The sequence below is a fragment of the Pseudomonas sp. GL-B-26 genome (assembly GCF_019947405.1).
In the GTDB taxonomy this organism is placed as follows: domain Bacteria; phylum Pseudomonadota; class Gammaproteobacteria; order Pseudomonadales; family Pseudomonadaceae; genus Aquipseudomonas.
On the sequence record NZ_JAGYGJ010000017.1, the window covers coordinates 1 to 13,783 of the forward strand.

Below are 13,783 nucleotides of genomic sequence, written 5' to 3' on the forward strand. Positions count from 1 at the left end.
GTTACGAGGGTATGCAAATAGCTCTGCCAGCAGAGCACTCATCCATTCCGATCCCCGCAGGAGGGCTGGCTCAGTACCTGCTTGCACTCGCTCGAAACATCCAGCCCAAAGCGGTCGTCAAGAGCAAACGAGGTCCGAAGGTGCCCAAAACAAAGGAGTGGCTTGAAGGCAAAGCCGCGAATGCCCACGTGTCGACGGATCGGGTGCTCAAGGCCGCTAAAGTCAAAAGACCTTGAAAGGGCTGGCTGTAAAAGCGAAACCGTAATCAGCCATCACCACAGAAACGGATATGTACCCCCAACCCTAAGTAAACAGCGCTGCACGGAGTGCTTTGGTTTAAACCAGATTGATCGTAACGTCGATGTTGCCACGGGTCGCCTTGGAGTACGGGCACCGCTGGTGGGCGCCATCCACCACCGCCCGTGCAACAGCAGGGTCCAGACCCGGAAGGCTGACATTGAGGCGCGCCTGGAGGAAAAAGGCGTCTTCTGTCTTGCCCAGGTCCACTTCGGCATCGACAGCGACGTCGCTCGGCAGGGTCACCTTCAATGCGACAGCCGCCTTACCCATTGCACCGATGAAACAGGCCGACCAACCTGCAGCCAGCAGCTGTTCGGGATTGGTGCCGCTCCCTGACGAGCCAGGCGCGGAAAGCTTGACGTCCAAACGTCCATCGTTGCTTCGCGACTCGCCGTTACGGCCTCCGGTCGTGTGGGTCTTGCCGGTATAAAGTACGGTATCGATTTCATTGATCATGAGGTGGCTCCTGGTGGGGTGTTGGGCTCTTTAGCCTGGGTTCATCGGAGAACGCCAGGTGTTCGACGCCGCCCACTTTTTCACCTTCATGTACTGCGTATGTGTCCTGATTCAGTGGTTGTGTAACGCTGTGTAAGATCGCCGGCGAAAATACACAGCGATACAAATCATCTTGTCTCCTGACTCTTCGCAGATGCGCGGGAAGCCGTCACTCGCCAAGGGCCGTTACACCGTTTGTGGGATCACCTTCGCACAGCATCTGCGTCAGGATTTCTCGCTCCTTCACGCCCGGCACGACGCCACTGGTTTGTGCTTCCAGCACGACGATGTCGTCCTCGTTGGTCATCGTGATAGCCGCCGTGGCGCGGTCCTTTTCATCGATGTCCGTGATCACCCAATGGCAGGTGATGGTGTCGCCGGCATACACGGGTTTCTTGAACTGGAACATCATGCCTGACGCCAACCAGCCGATCTGCCCACCGATTTCGGTGACCAGGCTGGCCGTCAGCAGGCCATGGGAAACCGGTGCCCTGAAGCCGCGGGCCTCGGCGAAACGCGCATCGAAATGCACCGGGTTGTAGTCGCGGGAAATGGTGGCGAAGCGCTGAATGTCTTGCTCACTGAAGCGGCGGGATACCGTGAAACTGTCGCCCACTTGCAGTCCTTTGGCGGCGCGCTGTCTGAAGCTGATCACTGAATAATCCTTTTATTGATGAGGCGTTCTCAACCGGAAAAACCGATGAGCGTGTTCAATCAATAAGTGGGTTGTTGCCAGGCGTCAACCCGCTAATTCGCGACCCACAAACGTACAAGCCAAGCACCAGATTGCCTGCGTAGACTCCACGATTCGTACCGCGTTTTTGGGTTAATTACAGGCAAGTCATGGACATTTTTCTCTACGCCTTCAGCGTGATGTACAGCCCGGGGCCGGTCAATTTCATGGCGCTGAATGCCGGGCTGACAGGTAGATTTCGGCGTTCCCTGGGCTTCTTCGTCGGCGTGGGCTGCGCGTTGTTGATGCTGTTCATCCTCTTCGGCTACACCGGTGAAGCGATTATTTCCCAAGGGGCGCTGCCTTATATTTCCCTGATCGGCGGTCTCTATACGCTCTATCTCGCCTACCAGGTCTATACCGCAACGACGGTGGTGCCGGGGGAGGGCAGCGAGCCTGCGGTAGCGGCGCAAAAGACCCTGACGTTCTGGAACGGATTTTTGATTCAGGTGCTGAATCCCAAAGGCATCATGGTGGTATTGCCGATCACCAGCGTCATGTTGCCGGCGGCGCACATCACCGGTGCCTCCATCGCGATCGTCTCTGCGCTGCTGGCGATCGCCGGTGGTGGGGCGCCCGGTGTCTATTCGCTGCTGGGCGCCATCCTCGGTCGACGTATCACCCGTGAGTCTTACTTCACGGTGTTCAATCGTCTGATGGGCTTGGCGCTGGTGGCCTGTGCTTTCTTCATGTTCCACGCGTTCTACTTGCACGTTCAGGCGACATGAACCGGGTTGAGCTACGTGTCGATCCGTCGTGTTATGGTTTCGAAGGTACATATCTGCAATCGCACCGGTGCGCCACCATGCAAGATCACCCTTCGCAAAGAGACTGGGTCAGACATGCTCCCCAGGCTTCGAAGCTTGAGCGGTTCGAAGCGTTCTTCTGCGCGCACGCCTTCGACCCTCACCGGCACGACACGTACGCCATCGGACGAACCGTCGCCGGCGTGCACCGTTTCAATTACCGGGGTGAGTCGAAACTGTGCCTGCCCGGTGAAACCATGATCGTGCATCCAGACGAATCACATGATGGTTGCGCAGGTTCCGAGGCGGGTTTCCGTTATCGCGGCGTGTACGTACCGCCATCCCTGGTTCAGCAGATTGTGAAGGGCAAGCCGCTGCCGTTTTTCAAGGCAGGCGTCACCCGGGATCCGCGTCTGGCCGCTGCGGCCGATGCGTTGCTCGATACGCTGGGTGACGAACTGGATTCGTTGGCGGAAGACGACGCCCTCTACACCTTCGTGATAACCCTGGCAGAACTCGCGGGCCAGTCTCCCGGCCGGACAGCCCACCACTTCGCCGCTGCGGCGCGAGCCCGCGAGTACATTGACGACAACCTTGATCGGCCGATCACCCTCGACGACCTGGCCGATTGCGCCGGGCGCGATCGCTGGAGCCTGTCAAATGACTTTCGTGTGTTCTTCGGCACCAGTCCGCACCGCTATCTCACCCTGCGGCGTCTGGACCGGGTGAAAGCGCTCACCCAAGCGGGGCTGGCGCTGTCGGATGCGGCGATTGATGCGGGTTTTTTCGATCAAAGCCACATGTCGAGGCACTTCAAGAAGGCCTTCGGTATTTCGCCTTCGCGCTGGTGTAACCCCGCGTAAACGCTCGACCCCTGACCCAAAGCGTTGCACCGCCGAGATTCGTGCTCACCCGGATTTCGCAGCAGCGCCGTGTCCGATTGATCCTTCCAGCCACAGCACGAGAACATTAGTCATGCCCGATATCACCTTGACCACTCTGCAAGGACTCAAACAGCGCGGCGAGAAAATCGTCATGCTGACCTGCTATGACGCCACGTTCGCCCAAGCCGCCAGTAGTGCCGGCGTGGAGATGTTGCTGGTCGGCGATACCCTCGGAATGGTATTGCACGGTCACGACAGCACCTTGCCGGTGGAGGTCGAAGACGTGGCCTACCACACCGTCTGCGTCAAACGCGGTAATGCCGGTGCCTTCATCGTCGGCGACATGCCGTTCATGAGTTACGCGACCCTTGAGCAGGCATTGCAGAGTGCCGGCTGCCTGATGAAGGCGGGCGCGCACATGGTCAAGCTTGAAGGGGATATCTGGCTGGCTGACACCGTCCGCCGACTGACCGAGAACGGTGTTCCAGTGTGCGTACACCTGGGTTTGACCCCGCAATCCGTCAACGTTCTGGGCGGGTTCAAGGTTCAGGGACGCGATCCGGTTCGGGCCCGTCAGTTGGTCGAGGCCGCCCTGCGCCTGGAAGAGGCCGGTGCTGCGATGTTGCTGGTGGAATGCCTGCCCAGTCCGTTGGCCGAGCAGATCAGCCAGGCCGTGCGCATCCCGGTGATCGGCATTGGCGCCGGGGCGGGAACCGACGGCCAGGTGTTGGTCCTTCACGACATGCTCGGTCTGTCCCTGACCGGTCGCACGCCGAAATTCGTGCGCAATTTCATGGCCGGGCAAGACAGCATTCAGTCTGCGCTGGAGGCGTATGTGGCGGCGGTGAAGGGGGGCGCTTTTCCGGCGGGGGAGCATGGGTATTCGGCGTGAAGCGGTCTCGCCAATAGCTGCAGGCGGGACCGCTTCTGGCCGTACCATCACGCTCGTTTAGGCAGTTTCCAGTTTGGCCGAATGAAATGGCACGTGTAGCCGTTGGGATAGTGTTCGAGGTAGTCCTGATGTTCCGGCTCTGCCTCCCAGAACGGGCCAGCGGGCACGATTTCAGTGACGACCTTGTCGGGCCACAAGCCAGATGCATCAGCGTCGGCTACCGTGTCCTCGGCCACTTGCTTCTGTTCATCGTTGAGATAGAAGAGAGCCGAGCGGTAGCTCACACCCACATCGTTGCCCTGACGATTTGTCGTCGTCGGATCGTGGATCTGAAAGAAAAACTCGAGGATCTGGCGATAGCTGATTTGGTCCGGATCGAACACGATCTCGATCGCTTCCGCGTGCGTGCCATGGTTGCGGTAAGTGGCATTGGGCACATCGCCGCCCGAGTAGCCTACCCGCGTGGACAGCACGCCGGGGTAACGCCTCAGCAAATCCTGCATGCCCCAGAAGCAGCCACCGGCCAGGATGGCAGTTTCAGTTCGCGTCGTCATATACGGTCCCTTCCATCATTGAATTTGGGAATCAGGTATCAATGTACCTCATGTGCTTTCGCTTTTTGGCCGAAAGCGCTCACTCGGTCCGCGGCCACCGATCCTCGATTGCGTACCACGGCGCTTTCGATGCAACACACAGGTGTTTCTGTTTTTCACTCAGGAACGGCGTATCCAGCGTGCCTATCGCCACTGACATCCAGCCCGAAAACTCACCTTTGGAATCAGACCAGAACAGCGAAGAGCCGCACTCGCCACAGAACTGTCGGGCGACGCCTTCAGACGAGTGAAAGGTTTTGAGCGTCTCGACTCCCGCAACGATCGTAATCGCCGACCTGGGCGCGCTTGCATACGTCGCGAACGCTGCCCCGTGGCTCTTGCGGCATTGGCTGCAATGGCAATGGGTAACCGCTTTCAGCTCGGCGGCTACTCGATATTTCACTGCGCCGCACAGGCAACTTCCTTGGTGAAGTGCATCCATGTTCATCGTTTCTCAGGTGTCGGTCGCGCCACTCTAGCGGTCTGCCGGGTTGAGTAAAACCCAAGTGTCCGGTCAACCGTCATCGTCTTGCAGTAAAAGGGGACACCGTAGCCTGGCTAACCGATGTCCCCTTCGTTACACAAAAATCAGAACTTGAACGCTTGTCGACCTACCAGCAACCAGTGGCCTTTCTGTTTTTGCCAAATCTGGAAGTTCTCGATTTCAGTCGGAACCACTTCGGTGCCTTTAAGCGCTTGTGCCGAGAAGTGATGGCGGACCAACGCCACGTCACCGGATACGGTGATGGTCTGGTTCTGCATTTCCAGGGTTTTGAACGCGCTTTTACCGGTTTCGATATCGTCGATGAATGCTTTCTTGTCCTGGATCTTCCCGCTGGAGTGCCCGTAGGTCAGGTTCTCGGCGGTCAGCGCTTTCAGTTCGGCAATGTTCTTGTGCAACATGGCCTGCGTCAGATGATCGACGGCTTGCGCAACATCCTTGTCCACGGAAGCAGGGGCGGCGGCTACGTAGCCACTGAAGAGGCACAAGAATCCAATCAGCACTTTCACTTTTTTCATGGGTGTTTCCTTGTTGTTGTGGGTCGTCAGAGCGAGAGTGAAAATATCACTTATCGGTCATCGTACAACCTAGCATGCGGCCGAGAAAAAAACGAACGTGCGTTGAGGGTTTGTCTCGAGGTTTAAGGTCGGAACGACGTCCCGAAAAATGAAGGTGAAAACTTTTGTCTGGGAAGAGCAGGGTTCGTTAGCAAAGACTGCAATTGCTGGGTGTAGTCGGCGCAACTCGCCATTACAATGCAACACGTAGTAACTCATCATTTATAGGGATATTGGCTAGTGGATGACAACAGAAGGCCCATCAAGACGCGCTCTGCGGGCTGGGCAAGACGCATCACCGACATTCTGGTGAAAAGAGACATTTCCCCCAATCAGATTTCCGTTGCCAGCATCGCCTTCGCGTTTGCCGGCGTCGTGGCGCTCAATATTGATAGCGGTGTCATTGGATCGATCTGCTGCGCGATCGGCATTCAGTTGCGCCTGCTGTGCAACCTCTTCGATGGGATGGTGGCGATAGAGGGCGGCAAGAAGTCCGATATCGGCAGTCTCTACAACGAATTCCCGGACCGGATTGCCGACAGCCTGCTGATCGTCGGGTTGGGGTATGCCATTGGGCAATCCGACCTCGGATGGTTCGCTGCCCTGGCGGCGGCACTGACGGCTTATGTGAGGGTGTTCGGCGGCTCGATTGGCCTCAAGCAGACCTTCATCGGCCCTATGGCCAAGCAGCATCGAATGGCCGTAATGACCGCAGGACTGCTGCTGAATGCCATCGAAGCAAACGTTTATGGCACTCACTACGTACTGTTGATCGCGCTGGCTGTCATCGCCATTGGCTCAGTCGCAACCTGCGTCACACGAACGCTGGCGATCGCCAGGCAGCTGAAAGGGGCCGACCATGTGGATCAGTAATGCGCTGATTTCTGTTCTTCGATTGCTGATTGGCGTCACGGCCAGATGGGAGAGCCCACCGGATCTCACGCGTCAGCGAATCTATTTCGCCAATCACACCAGCCATATGGACACCTTGGCCATCATTGCGGCCCTGCCGCCCGAGGCGAGGTTGAATGTGAAGCCGATCGCCGCTGCCGATTACTGGGGAAAGAACCGGTTTCTGTCGTACATCTCCCAGAAAGGCCTGAATGCCGTGCTGATTGACCGTAAACCGGCGCCCGGTAAAAACGCGCTGGAGCCCATTTTCGATGTGGTGCAGGCGGGTCATTCGATCATCTTCTTTCCGGAAGGCACTCGGTCATCCGAGGCACTGCCCGGGGAATTCAAATCAGGTCTTTTCCGGCTGGCCGAGACCTTTCCCGATGTCGACCTGGTGCCTATCTACCTGGAAAACCTTCATCGCTCCATGCCCAAAGGCAAACACGTTCCTCTGCCGATCATCTGCACGATCCGTATCGGCAATCCGATGGAAAGGATTGCTGGCGAGGATAAACAGGTGTTTCTGGAACGCGCGCGTAACGCCATTGTGGGGCTGTCGAAATGAGTCTTGAAGCAAAGTTTTTGTGGTTCTTTTTTGGATTGGCATGCTTGCTGGCGATAGCTTCGCTGGCCGGTCGACTGCTGGCCCGGCGGGCCAACACAGAAGGCGCTGTCTCGACCATCGAAAACCTCAATCAGCGCGTGAATGCCTGGTGGGGGATGGTCATCATCTTCTTCGTTTCCTACCTGCTGGGCGGCAATGCAACGGTCGTCCTGTTCGGATTCATCTCACTGTTCGCGCTCAGAGAGTTCATCACCCTGACTCCGACCCGACGGGGTGACCATAACGCCTTGTTTTCGGCGTTTTTCATCCTGATCCCGCTGCAATACATTCTGATCGGTACGCACTGGTATTCGATGTTCACGCTGCTGATTCCGGTGTATTCATTCCTGCTGCTACCGGCGATTGCGGTGCTGAGTCAGGACACTGACGGCTTCCTGGAAAGGACGGCGAAGATCCAGTGGGGCGTGATGATCTGCATTTATTGCATCAGCCATGCGCCCGCGCTTTTGCTCCTGGATCTGCAAGGATTCACCGGCCAAAACGCGCTGCTGCTGTTCTATCTGGTGTTCGTCGTTCAGTTGAGTGACGTGTTGCAGTACGTGTTCGGCAAGCTCTTCGGCAAGCACAAGGTTGCGCCGCTGGTGAGTCCGTCAAAAACGGTGGAAGGACTGGTCGGTGGCGGCCTGTCTGCAACGCTGATTGGCGGCTGCATGTTCTGGATGACCCCTTTCAGCTTCTGGCAGTCACTGATGATGTCGTTCGTCATCGTGGTGATGGGCTTCCTCGGTGGTCTGGTCATGTCGGCGATCAAACGCAGTTTGAGCGCCAAGGACTGGGGAACCATGATCAAAGGTCACGGCGGCATGCTCGACCGGATGGACTCGATTTGCTTCGCCGCGCCAATCTTCTTTCACCTGACGCGATACTTCTTCTCTGCTGCCTGATTCGGGCGCCATCAAAACCGAAAAAACATACCGCATGTCGTAAAGACATGCGCGTATGGATATTCGCTTCATTAACCGCTCGTGCCAGTCGATAACCTTTTCAGCAAACCACCACGCAACTGGTCAATGACATCACCCGCACCATCGGCGAGCAGAGCCTGGCCAACAACGAAATCGCCCATCAGGTCGAAATGATTGCCGGCATGTCCGAAGGCAACAGCAAGATCATCGGCCGGACGGCCTCGACCACCGATGAGTTGTCTACCCTGGCGGGCAAGCTGTCGCAGTCAGTGGATCGGTTCAGACTTTAAGCCATAACGCGCCCCGTAGCAGCTGTCGAGCTCGCGTATGAAACGCCTAGAGGTACTTATCCGTCACCGCGCCTTCCGAGGCGCTGGACACGGTCTTCGCGTACTTGGCCAACACCCCGCGTTTATACTTGGATTCCGGGCGCACCCAACGTGTCTTGCGATCGGCCAGTTCGGCGTCGGAGACATCGACCGTAATCTGCCGAGTTTCGGCGTCGATGGTGATCTTGTCGCCGTCTTCAATCAGCGCGATCGGCCCGCCATCAAAGGCTTCGGGCGTGATATGACCCACCACAAACCCGTGCGAACCGCCGGAGAAGCGGCCATCGGTGATCAGCGCAACGTCCTTGCCCAGCCCCTTGCCCATGACCGCCGACGTGGGCGAGAGCATTTCGCGCATTCCCGGGCCACCTTTTGGGCCTTCGTAGCGAATCACGATCACATCGCCGGCTTTGACTTCGCCGTTGAGGATACCGGCCAGAGCTCCTTCCTCGCCGTGATACACACGCGCTGTGCCTTCAAAGCGCAAACCTTCCTTGCCGGTGATCTTGGCCACGGCACCGGTGGGTGAAAGGTTGCCGCGCAGCACCACCAGGTGCGAGTCCTTTTTGATCGGTTGGTCGAAGGGCAGGATCACGTCTTGACCTTCGGGGTAGTCGGGCACGTTTTCCAGGTTTTCGGCCAGGGTTTTGCCGGTGACCGTTAGCGCATCGCCATGCAGCATGCCGGCGGCGAGCATGCGCTTCATCAGCGGCTGGATACCGCCGATGGCCACCAGCTCACTCATCATGTATTGACCGCTGGGGCGCAGGTCGGCCACCACCGGGGACACCTTGCCCAGCTCGACGAAATCATCCAGCGTCAGCTCGACATCCACGGCATGCGCCATGGCCAGAAGGTGCAGCACGGCATTGGTTGAGCCGGCGAGGGCGATCACCACCCGAATCGCATTTTCAAAGGCTTTGCGGGTCATGATGTCGCGCGGTTTGATGTCTTGCTTGAGCAGCTCCATGACCTGCTGACCGGCGCGGAAACTGTCCGACGCCTTGTCGCTGCCGACGGCCTCCTGAGAGCTGGAACCGGGCAGGCTCATGCCCAACGCCTCAATCGCGGAAGCCATGGTGTTGGCGGTGTACATGCCGCCGCAGGAACCAGGGCCTGGAATCGCCACTTCCTCGATTTGCTTGACCTGAATCTCGCTGATGTCGCCCCGTGCGTGCTGACCCACGGCCTCGAACACCGAGATGATATCGGTGTGGCCGGCACCCGGCCGGATGGTGCCGCCATAGACGAAAATGGACGGGCGATTCAGCCGTGCCATGCCGATCAGGCAGCCCGGCATGTTCTTGTCACAACCGCCCACGGTCACCAGACCGTCAAAGCCTTCGCAGCCGGCTACGACTTCAATGGAATCGGCGATCACTTCCCGCGACACCAGCGAATACTTCATGCCTTCGGTGCCGTTGGCGATGCCGTCGGAAATGGTGATCGTGTTGAAAATGACGCCCTTGGCACCGGCGGCATTCGCGCCTTTTTCGGCTTCAATCGCCAGTTTGTCGATGTGCATGTTGCAGGGCGTGACCATCGCCCACGTGGAGGCGATGCCGATCTGCGGTTTCTTGAAATCCTCGTCCGTGAAACCCACGGCACGCAACATGGCGCGGCCGGGCGTGCGTTCCACGCCGTCGACCACTTGGGAGGAATATTTGCGCAAATCGTCTTTGTCGCTCATGACTGCTCCTCACAGGCTCGTCGAGAAAATCACGATGAGTATAGTGGGCTCAGCGCCCGTGCCCGGACTATCAAGTCGGGAACAGACGCGCGGGTTTGCCGTGTCGTGATATTCTTCGCCCTAACTTGCTTTGACCTATTCAGTTTGCGCGTCCTTGAGACGCGCCAACAGAATCACTGTCGCTCAAGTAGCTGAAGCCAATAACGATAAAAAGTCAGTTCAGTAGGGACATATAAACTGAGGTCGATGGAGACACGTCGGCCTTGTGTGCCCACCCTCCAATCCCTATGAGTGCGGAACCCACAGCATGCTGCCTGCATGCCGTGAACCAGGGGCCTCAAGCGTGGGGATGGAAGGGCGGATGGCGTTTTATCATAGGTGCTACACATGTTTAAAAAAATGAACACGGCCCTGCTGGGGCTGGCTTTGTCGATGGGGATCGCGTCCGCGCAAGCGGAAGAGGCAAAGAAAGTCGATGTGCTGCTCATCGGCGGCGGCATCATGAGCGCGACCCTCGGTGTCTGGCTCAATGAACTGGAACCGGGTATGTCGATGGAAATGGTCGAGCGCCTCGACGGCGTCGCCCTGGAAAGCTCCAACGGCTGGAACAACGCCGGTACCGGTCACTCCGCCCTGGCCGAGTTGAACTACACCCCGGAAGACGATAAAGGCAACGTTCAGATCCCGAAAGCCGTTGAAATCAACGAAGCCTTCCAGATCTCCCGTCAGTTCTGGGCCTGGCAGGTTCAGCAAGGCGTGTTGAAGAACCCGCGTTCGTTCATCAACTCCACGCCACACATGAGCTTTGTGTGGGGCGATGACAACATCAAGTTCCTGAAAAAGCGCTACGAAGCCCTGCAAGCGAGCCCGCTGTTCGCCGGCATGCAGTACTCCGAAGACCCGGCTGTGATCAAGAAGTGGGTTCCGCTGATGATGGAAGGGCGTGACCCGAACCAGAAAGTCGCGGCCACCTGGTCTCCGATCGGTACCGACGTCAACTTCGGCGAGATCACCCGCCAGTTCGTTGCGCACCTGCAAACCACGCCAAAGTTCGACTTGAAACTGTCTAGCGAAGTGCAAGACATCACCAAGAACGAAGACGGCAGCTGGCGCGTCAGCTACAAAAACCTGAAAGACGGCAGCAAAACCGAAACCGACGCCAAGTTCGTCTTCATCGGCGCGGGCGGCGGTGCACTGCACCTGCTGCAGAAGTCCGGCATTCCTGAAGCCAAGGAATACGCAGGCTTCCCGGTAGGCGGCTCGTTCCTCGTGACCGAAAACCCGACCATCGCCGAGCAACACCTGGCCAAGGCCTACGGCAAAGCCTCCGTTGGCGCACCGCCGATGTCGGTTCCGCACCTGGACACCCGTGTCCTGGACGGCAAGCGCGTCATCCTGTTTGGCCCATTCGCGACCTTCAGCACCAAGTTCCTGAAAGAAGGCTCATACCTGGACCTGCTGACCACCACCACCACGCACAACGTGTGGCCAATGACCAAAGTCGGCATCAAGGAATACCCGCTGGTCGAGTACCTTGCTGGCCAACTGATGCTGTCTGACGAAGACCGCCTCAACGCCCTGAAAGAATACTTCCCGAACGCCAAAGCCGAAGACTGGCGCCTGTGGCAAGCCGGCCAACGCGTGCAGATCATCAAGCGTGATGAAGCTGCCGGTGGCGTGCTGAAGTTGGGTACCGAGATTGTTGCTTCGCAGGACGGCAGCATCGCTGGTCTGCTGGGCGCATCGCCGGGTGCATCGACTGCTGCACCGATCATGCTGACCGTGCTGCAGAAAGTGTTCAAGGACAAGGTTGCTTCGCCAGCCTGGCAGGAAAAGCTGCACCAGATCGTGCCGAGCTATGGCACTCAGTTGAATGGCAGTCCTGAGAAGGTTGCTGAAGAGTGGGCTTACACCGCCAAGGTGCTGCAGCTGACTCCGCCACCGGCGATTGGTCAGATGGTGGCTCCGGCTGCTGCTCCGGCTGCTCCTGCTAAGGCGCCGAAGGCTAATGCTGCGACTGATATGGCTCTGTAACTAGAGGCCGAATCAAAAGCCCACTGAACCGGCGACGGTCAGTGGGCTTTTTTGTGCACGAAATTCAGTGCAGATAATTTGCGAGAGTCGCCAAAAGGAGATGCTTTTGTGGCGAGGGAGCTTGCTCCCGTTGGGCTGCGAAGCAGCCCCAGAAAGGTAAACGATCACTCAACGTCGTACATCAATTCCACGCAATTCGTCCATTCATTCGGCGCGTTGTATCTTGCGTAATAAATTTCCCTTTCTGCTCCGCTTAAGTTAGTGAAGAACGGTGAGAAGTAGCTGTCGTTATAGTAGCCCTGAGCACCTTGCATATTTCCTCCCCACCACAAAGGGTTGTACCCCTCAAACGCTATCCAGGGTGGCGGAACGGCCAATTTCTCAAGCTGAATGATGTTCAGAAATTCGACGCTGTTCGTAACCATCCGTATCGTTGTGGCGTTAAATTCTCCGTCGGATCTGAAATAGATCAGGTGGTTGTTTTCTCGGATGTCTGAATAACGTTTTACGGGAAGGTCGTTGAATAGTTTTTCAGTCTTGAACCTGAAATTTGATTCGACGAGTGCCGAAAATTTATGAGCGTCTTCATTGCCGATTAAGAAAGCAGAGTAATAGGCCGAGATACCGATATCGTCCAAAGATGCCACTTGCGGATAGTCGGTTAGAGACCGAGGGAGGTGTGGTAAAGGCTCAGTAAAAACTGACTTCAACTCTGGAATGGAGTAGCCGGCGACTTGCTCTTCCTGGCCACGTCTTACTAAAGTTTTTATTCGACTGAAAATACTCATTCCCTATCCTCGATCCTTGACCGTGATAGTTCCCGAAAAAGTTGTCTCTACCGGTCCGATGAGAAAGACAGGTCCCACGCCATCCCATTGAACCGTCACAGTTCCCCCATCACATTCAACCTCAACGGAATTGTCTAATAAACCACGACGAATTCCATTAACAGCGGCGCCACAAGAGCAGGATCCTGAGCCGAGCGGAATACCACCCCAGCGCTCCCAAATGCGCAACCGAATGTGCTTTCGGTTAATGATCTGGACGAAATGCACGTTCGTCCTGAGGGGGAATAGGGCATTGGTTTCAATTGTCGGTCCAACTGTCGCTATATCAATGGCCGTCAGATCATCCACAAAATAGGTGCAGTGCGGATTGCCCATGCTGCACGCTGTTGGGTCACCAGCAAGTGGCAAAACAGCAGTGTCCAGTTCCAGAGCCAGGGGAATATCCGACCAGCCGAAAAGCGGCTTTCCCATGTTGACGGAAATTGCGCCGGTCGAAGTTCGTTCGCAAGTGAGTAGGCCACGGTTGGTTCGGAGCGCTATCGAAGTGGTATTTGATTCGCGCATCAGCCTATCTGCGGCACCCCGCGTTGCGCTGCCACAAACATCCAGCGTGGAGCCATCTGCATTCCAAAACATCAAGCGCGCATCTGCATCATCGCAATCGAGCACCACCGCGAGTTGATTGAATCCGATTCCTCGGTGCCGATCACCCATTCGCCGAGCCAGGGTACTTGTCATTGGATTGGCCGCGTTTCGCGAGTCCACAATGACGAAGTCATCGCCATTGGCGTGCATTTTATGAAAACTCAGCGGCAT

The 13,783-nt window shown here is 57.1% G+C and carries 15 protein-coding genes and 2 pseudogenes; 9 read left to right on the plus strand and 8 right to left on the minus strand.

Going from position 1 to position 13,783, the window contains the following annotated elements:
- Positions 1-236 (plus strand): annotated as a pseudogene (locus KGB23_RS13155) (IS4 family transposase); the annotation flags it as partial.
- A gap of 100 nt (positions 237-336) precedes the next feature.
- Here KGB23_RS13155 and KGB23_RS13160 read toward each other — a convergent pair.
- The gene (locus KGB23_RS13160) at positions 337-756 is read right to left on the minus strand and encodes an organic hydroperoxide resistance protein (RefSeq protein ID WP_223431382.1); all 420 of its coding nucleotides are present in this window, start codon (positions 754-756) and stop codon (positions 337-339) included.
- Between the two features lie 208 nt (positions 757-964).
- Positions 965-1,450 (minus strand): MaoC family dehydratase, encoded by a 486-nt coding sequence (locus tag KGB23_RS13165; RefSeq protein ID WP_223431383.1) that lies wholly within the window; start codon positions 1,448-1,450, stop codon positions 965-967.
- A 188-nt stretch (positions 1,451-1,638) separates the two neighbouring features.
- Here KGB23_RS13165 and KGB23_RS13170 point away from each other — a divergent pair, with 188 nt between their 5' ends.
- From KGB23_RS13170 to panB, 3 genes are all read left to right on the plus strand, one after another.
- Positions 1,639-2,256 (plus strand): LysE family translocator, encoded by a 618-nt coding sequence (locus tag KGB23_RS13170; RefSeq protein ID WP_223431384.1) that lies wholly within the window; start codon positions 1,639-1,641, stop codon positions 2,254-2,256.
- A 77-nt stretch (positions 2,257-2,333) separates the two neighbouring features.
- The gene (locus KGB23_RS13175; RefSeq protein WP_223431385.1) at positions 2,334-3,137 is read left to right on the plus strand and encodes a helix-turn-helix transcriptional regulator; all 804 of its coding nucleotides are present in this window, start codon (positions 2,334-2,336) and stop codon (positions 3,135-3,137) included.
- Positions 3,138-3,249: 112 nt separating this feature from the next.
- Positions 3,250-4,050, plus strand: a complete 801-nt coding sequence (gene panB / locus KGB23_RS13180; RefSeq protein ID WP_223431386.1) for a 3-methyl-2-oxobutanoate hydroxymethyltransferase — start codon at positions 3,250-3,252, stop codon at positions 4,048-4,050.
- A gap of 47 nt (positions 4,051-4,097) precedes the next feature.
- Here panB and msrA read toward each other — a convergent pair whose 3' ends face one another.
- From msrA to KGB23_RS13195, 3 genes are all read right to left on the minus strand, one after another.
- Positions 4,098-4,604, minus strand: coding sequence for a peptide-methionine (S)-S-oxide reductase MsrA (msrA, locus tag KGB23_RS13185; RefSeq protein ID WP_150657296.1), 507 nt, complete (start codon positions 4,602-4,604; stop codon positions 4,098-4,100).
- A 79-nt stretch (positions 4,605-4,683) separates the two neighbouring features.
- Entirely contained in the window at positions 4,684-5,085 is a 402-nt protein-coding gene (locus KGB23_RS13190) for a GFA family protein (protein WP_223431477.1), read from the minus strand.
- A gap of 146 nt (positions 5,086-5,231) precedes the next feature.
- Positions 5,232-5,663, minus strand: a complete 432-nt coding sequence (locus KGB23_RS13195; RefSeq protein ID WP_223431387.1) for a nuclear transport factor 2 family protein — start codon at positions 5,661-5,663, stop codon at positions 5,232-5,234.
- Between the two features lie 279 nt (positions 5,664-5,942).
- Between KGB23_RS13195 and KGB23_RS13200 the strand changes: the two genes are divergently transcribed.
- The 4 genes and pseudogenes from KGB23_RS13200 to KGB23_RS13215 all read left to right on the plus strand — a co-directional run.
- Entirely contained in the window at positions 5,943-6,575 is a 633-nt protein-coding gene (locus KGB23_RS13200) for a CDP-alcohol phosphatidyltransferase family protein (protein ID WP_223431388.1), read from the plus strand.
- Positions 6,562-7,161, plus strand: a complete 600-nt coding sequence (locus KGB23_RS13205) for a lysophospholipid acyltransferase family protein (RefSeq protein ID WP_046049021.1) — start codon at positions 6,562-6,564, stop codon at positions 7,159-7,161. Before KGB23_RS13200 ends, KGB23_RS13205 begins: the two co-directional genes overlap by 14 nt.
- Positions 7,158-8,105 carry a phosphatidate cytidylyltransferase gene (locus KGB23_RS13210; RefSeq protein ID WP_223431389.1) on the plus strand — a complete coding sequence of 316 codons (948 nt, stop codon included), beginning with the start codon at positions 7,158-7,160 and terminating at the stop codon, positions 8,103-8,105. Before KGB23_RS13205 ends, KGB23_RS13210 begins: the two co-directional genes overlap by 4 nt.
- A gap of 107 nt (positions 8,106-8,212) precedes the next feature.
- Positions 8,213-8,416, plus strand: a pseudogene (locus tag KGB23_RS13215) (methyl-accepting chemotaxis protein); the annotation flags it as partial.
- Between the two features lie 46 nt (positions 8,417-8,462).
- Here KGB23_RS13215 and ilvD read toward each other — a convergent pair.
- Positions 8,463-10,145 carry a dihydroxy-acid dehydratase gene (gene ilvD / locus KGB23_RS13220; protein WP_223431390.1) on the minus strand — a complete coding sequence of 561 codons (1,683 nt, stop codon included), beginning with the start codon at positions 10,143-10,145 and terminating at the stop codon, positions 8,463-8,465.
- A 387-nt stretch (positions 10,146-10,532) separates the two neighbouring features.
- Between ilvD and mqo the strand changes: the two genes are divergently transcribed.
- Positions 10,533-12,179 (plus strand): malate dehydrogenase (quinone), encoded by a 1,647-nt coding sequence (gene mqo / locus KGB23_RS13225; protein ID WP_223431391.1) that lies wholly within the window; start codon positions 10,533-10,535, stop codon positions 12,177-12,179.
- A gap of 164 nt (positions 12,180-12,343) precedes the next feature.
- On the opposite strand, the gene KGB23_RS13230 is transcribed toward mqo, so the two are convergent.
- Together KGB23_RS13230 and dapF are read right to left on the minus strand one after the other, a co-directional pair.
- Positions 12,344-12,967: a hypothetical protein gene (locus KGB23_RS13230; protein ID WP_223431392.1), complete on the minus strand. Its 624-nt coding sequence runs from the start codon at positions 12,965-12,967 to the stop codon at positions 12,344-12,346.
- 3 nt (positions 12,968-12,970) lie between these two features.
- Entirely contained in the window at positions 12,971-13,783 is an 813-nt protein-coding gene (gene dapF / locus KGB23_RS13235; RefSeq protein WP_223431393.1) for a diaminopimelate epimerase, read from the minus strand.

What these genes read in the sequence shown, in the direction of transcription:
- KGB23_RS13160 (WP_223431382.1), bottom strand. Translation starts at nt 756, where the DNA reads ATGATCAATGAAATCGATACCGTACTTTATACCGGCAAGACCCACACG.
- KGB23_RS13170 (WP_223431384.1), top strand. Translation starts at nt 1,639, where the DNA reads ATGGACATTTTTCTCTACGCCTTCAGCGTGATGTACAGCCCGGGGCCG.
- KGB23_RS13175 (WP_223431385.1), top strand. Translation starts at nt 2,334, where the DNA reads ATGCAAGATCACCCTTCGCAAAGAGACTGGGTCAGACATGCTCCCCAG.
- panB (WP_223431386.1), top strand. Translation starts at nt 3,250, where the DNA reads ATGCCCGATATCACCTTGACCACTCTGCAAGGACTCAAACAGCGCGGC.
- msrA (WP_150657296.1), bottom strand. Translation starts at nt 4,604, where the DNA reads ATGACGACGCGAACTGAAACTGCCATCCTGGCCGGTGGCTGCTTCTGG.
- KGB23_RS13190 (WP_223431477.1), bottom strand. Translation starts at nt 5,085, where the DNA reads ATGGATGCACTTCACCAAGGAAGTTGCCTGTGCGGCGCAGTGAAATAT.
- KGB23_RS13195 (WP_223431387.1), bottom strand. Translation starts at nt 5,663, where the DNA reads ATGAAAAAAGTGAAAGTGCTGATTGGATTCTTGTGCCTCTTCAGTGGC.
- KGB23_RS13205 (WP_046049021.1), top strand. Translation starts at nt 6,562, where the DNA reads ATGTGGATCAGTAATGCGCTGATTTCTGTTCTTCGATTGCTGATTGGC.
- KGB23_RS13210 (WP_223431389.1), top strand. Translation starts at nt 7,158, where the DNA reads ATGAGTCTTGAAGCAAAGTTTTTGTGGTTCTTTTTTGGATTGGCATGC.
- ilvD (WP_223431390.1), bottom strand. Translation starts at nt 10,145, where the DNA reads ATGAGCGACAAAGACGATTTGCGCAAATATTCCTCCCAAGTGGTCGAC.
- mqo (WP_223431391.1), top strand. Translation starts at nt 10,533, where the DNA reads ATGTTTAAAAAAATGAACACGGCCCTGCTGGGGCTGGCTTTGTCGATG.
- KGB23_RS13230 (WP_223431392.1), bottom strand. Translation starts at nt 12,967, where the DNA reads ATGAGTATTTTCAGTCGAATAAAAACTTTAGTAAGACGTGGCCAGGAA.
- dapF (WP_223431393.1), bottom strand. Translation starts at nt 13,783, where the DNA reads ATGCCGCTGAGTTTTCATAAAATGCACGCCAATGGCGATGACTTCGTC.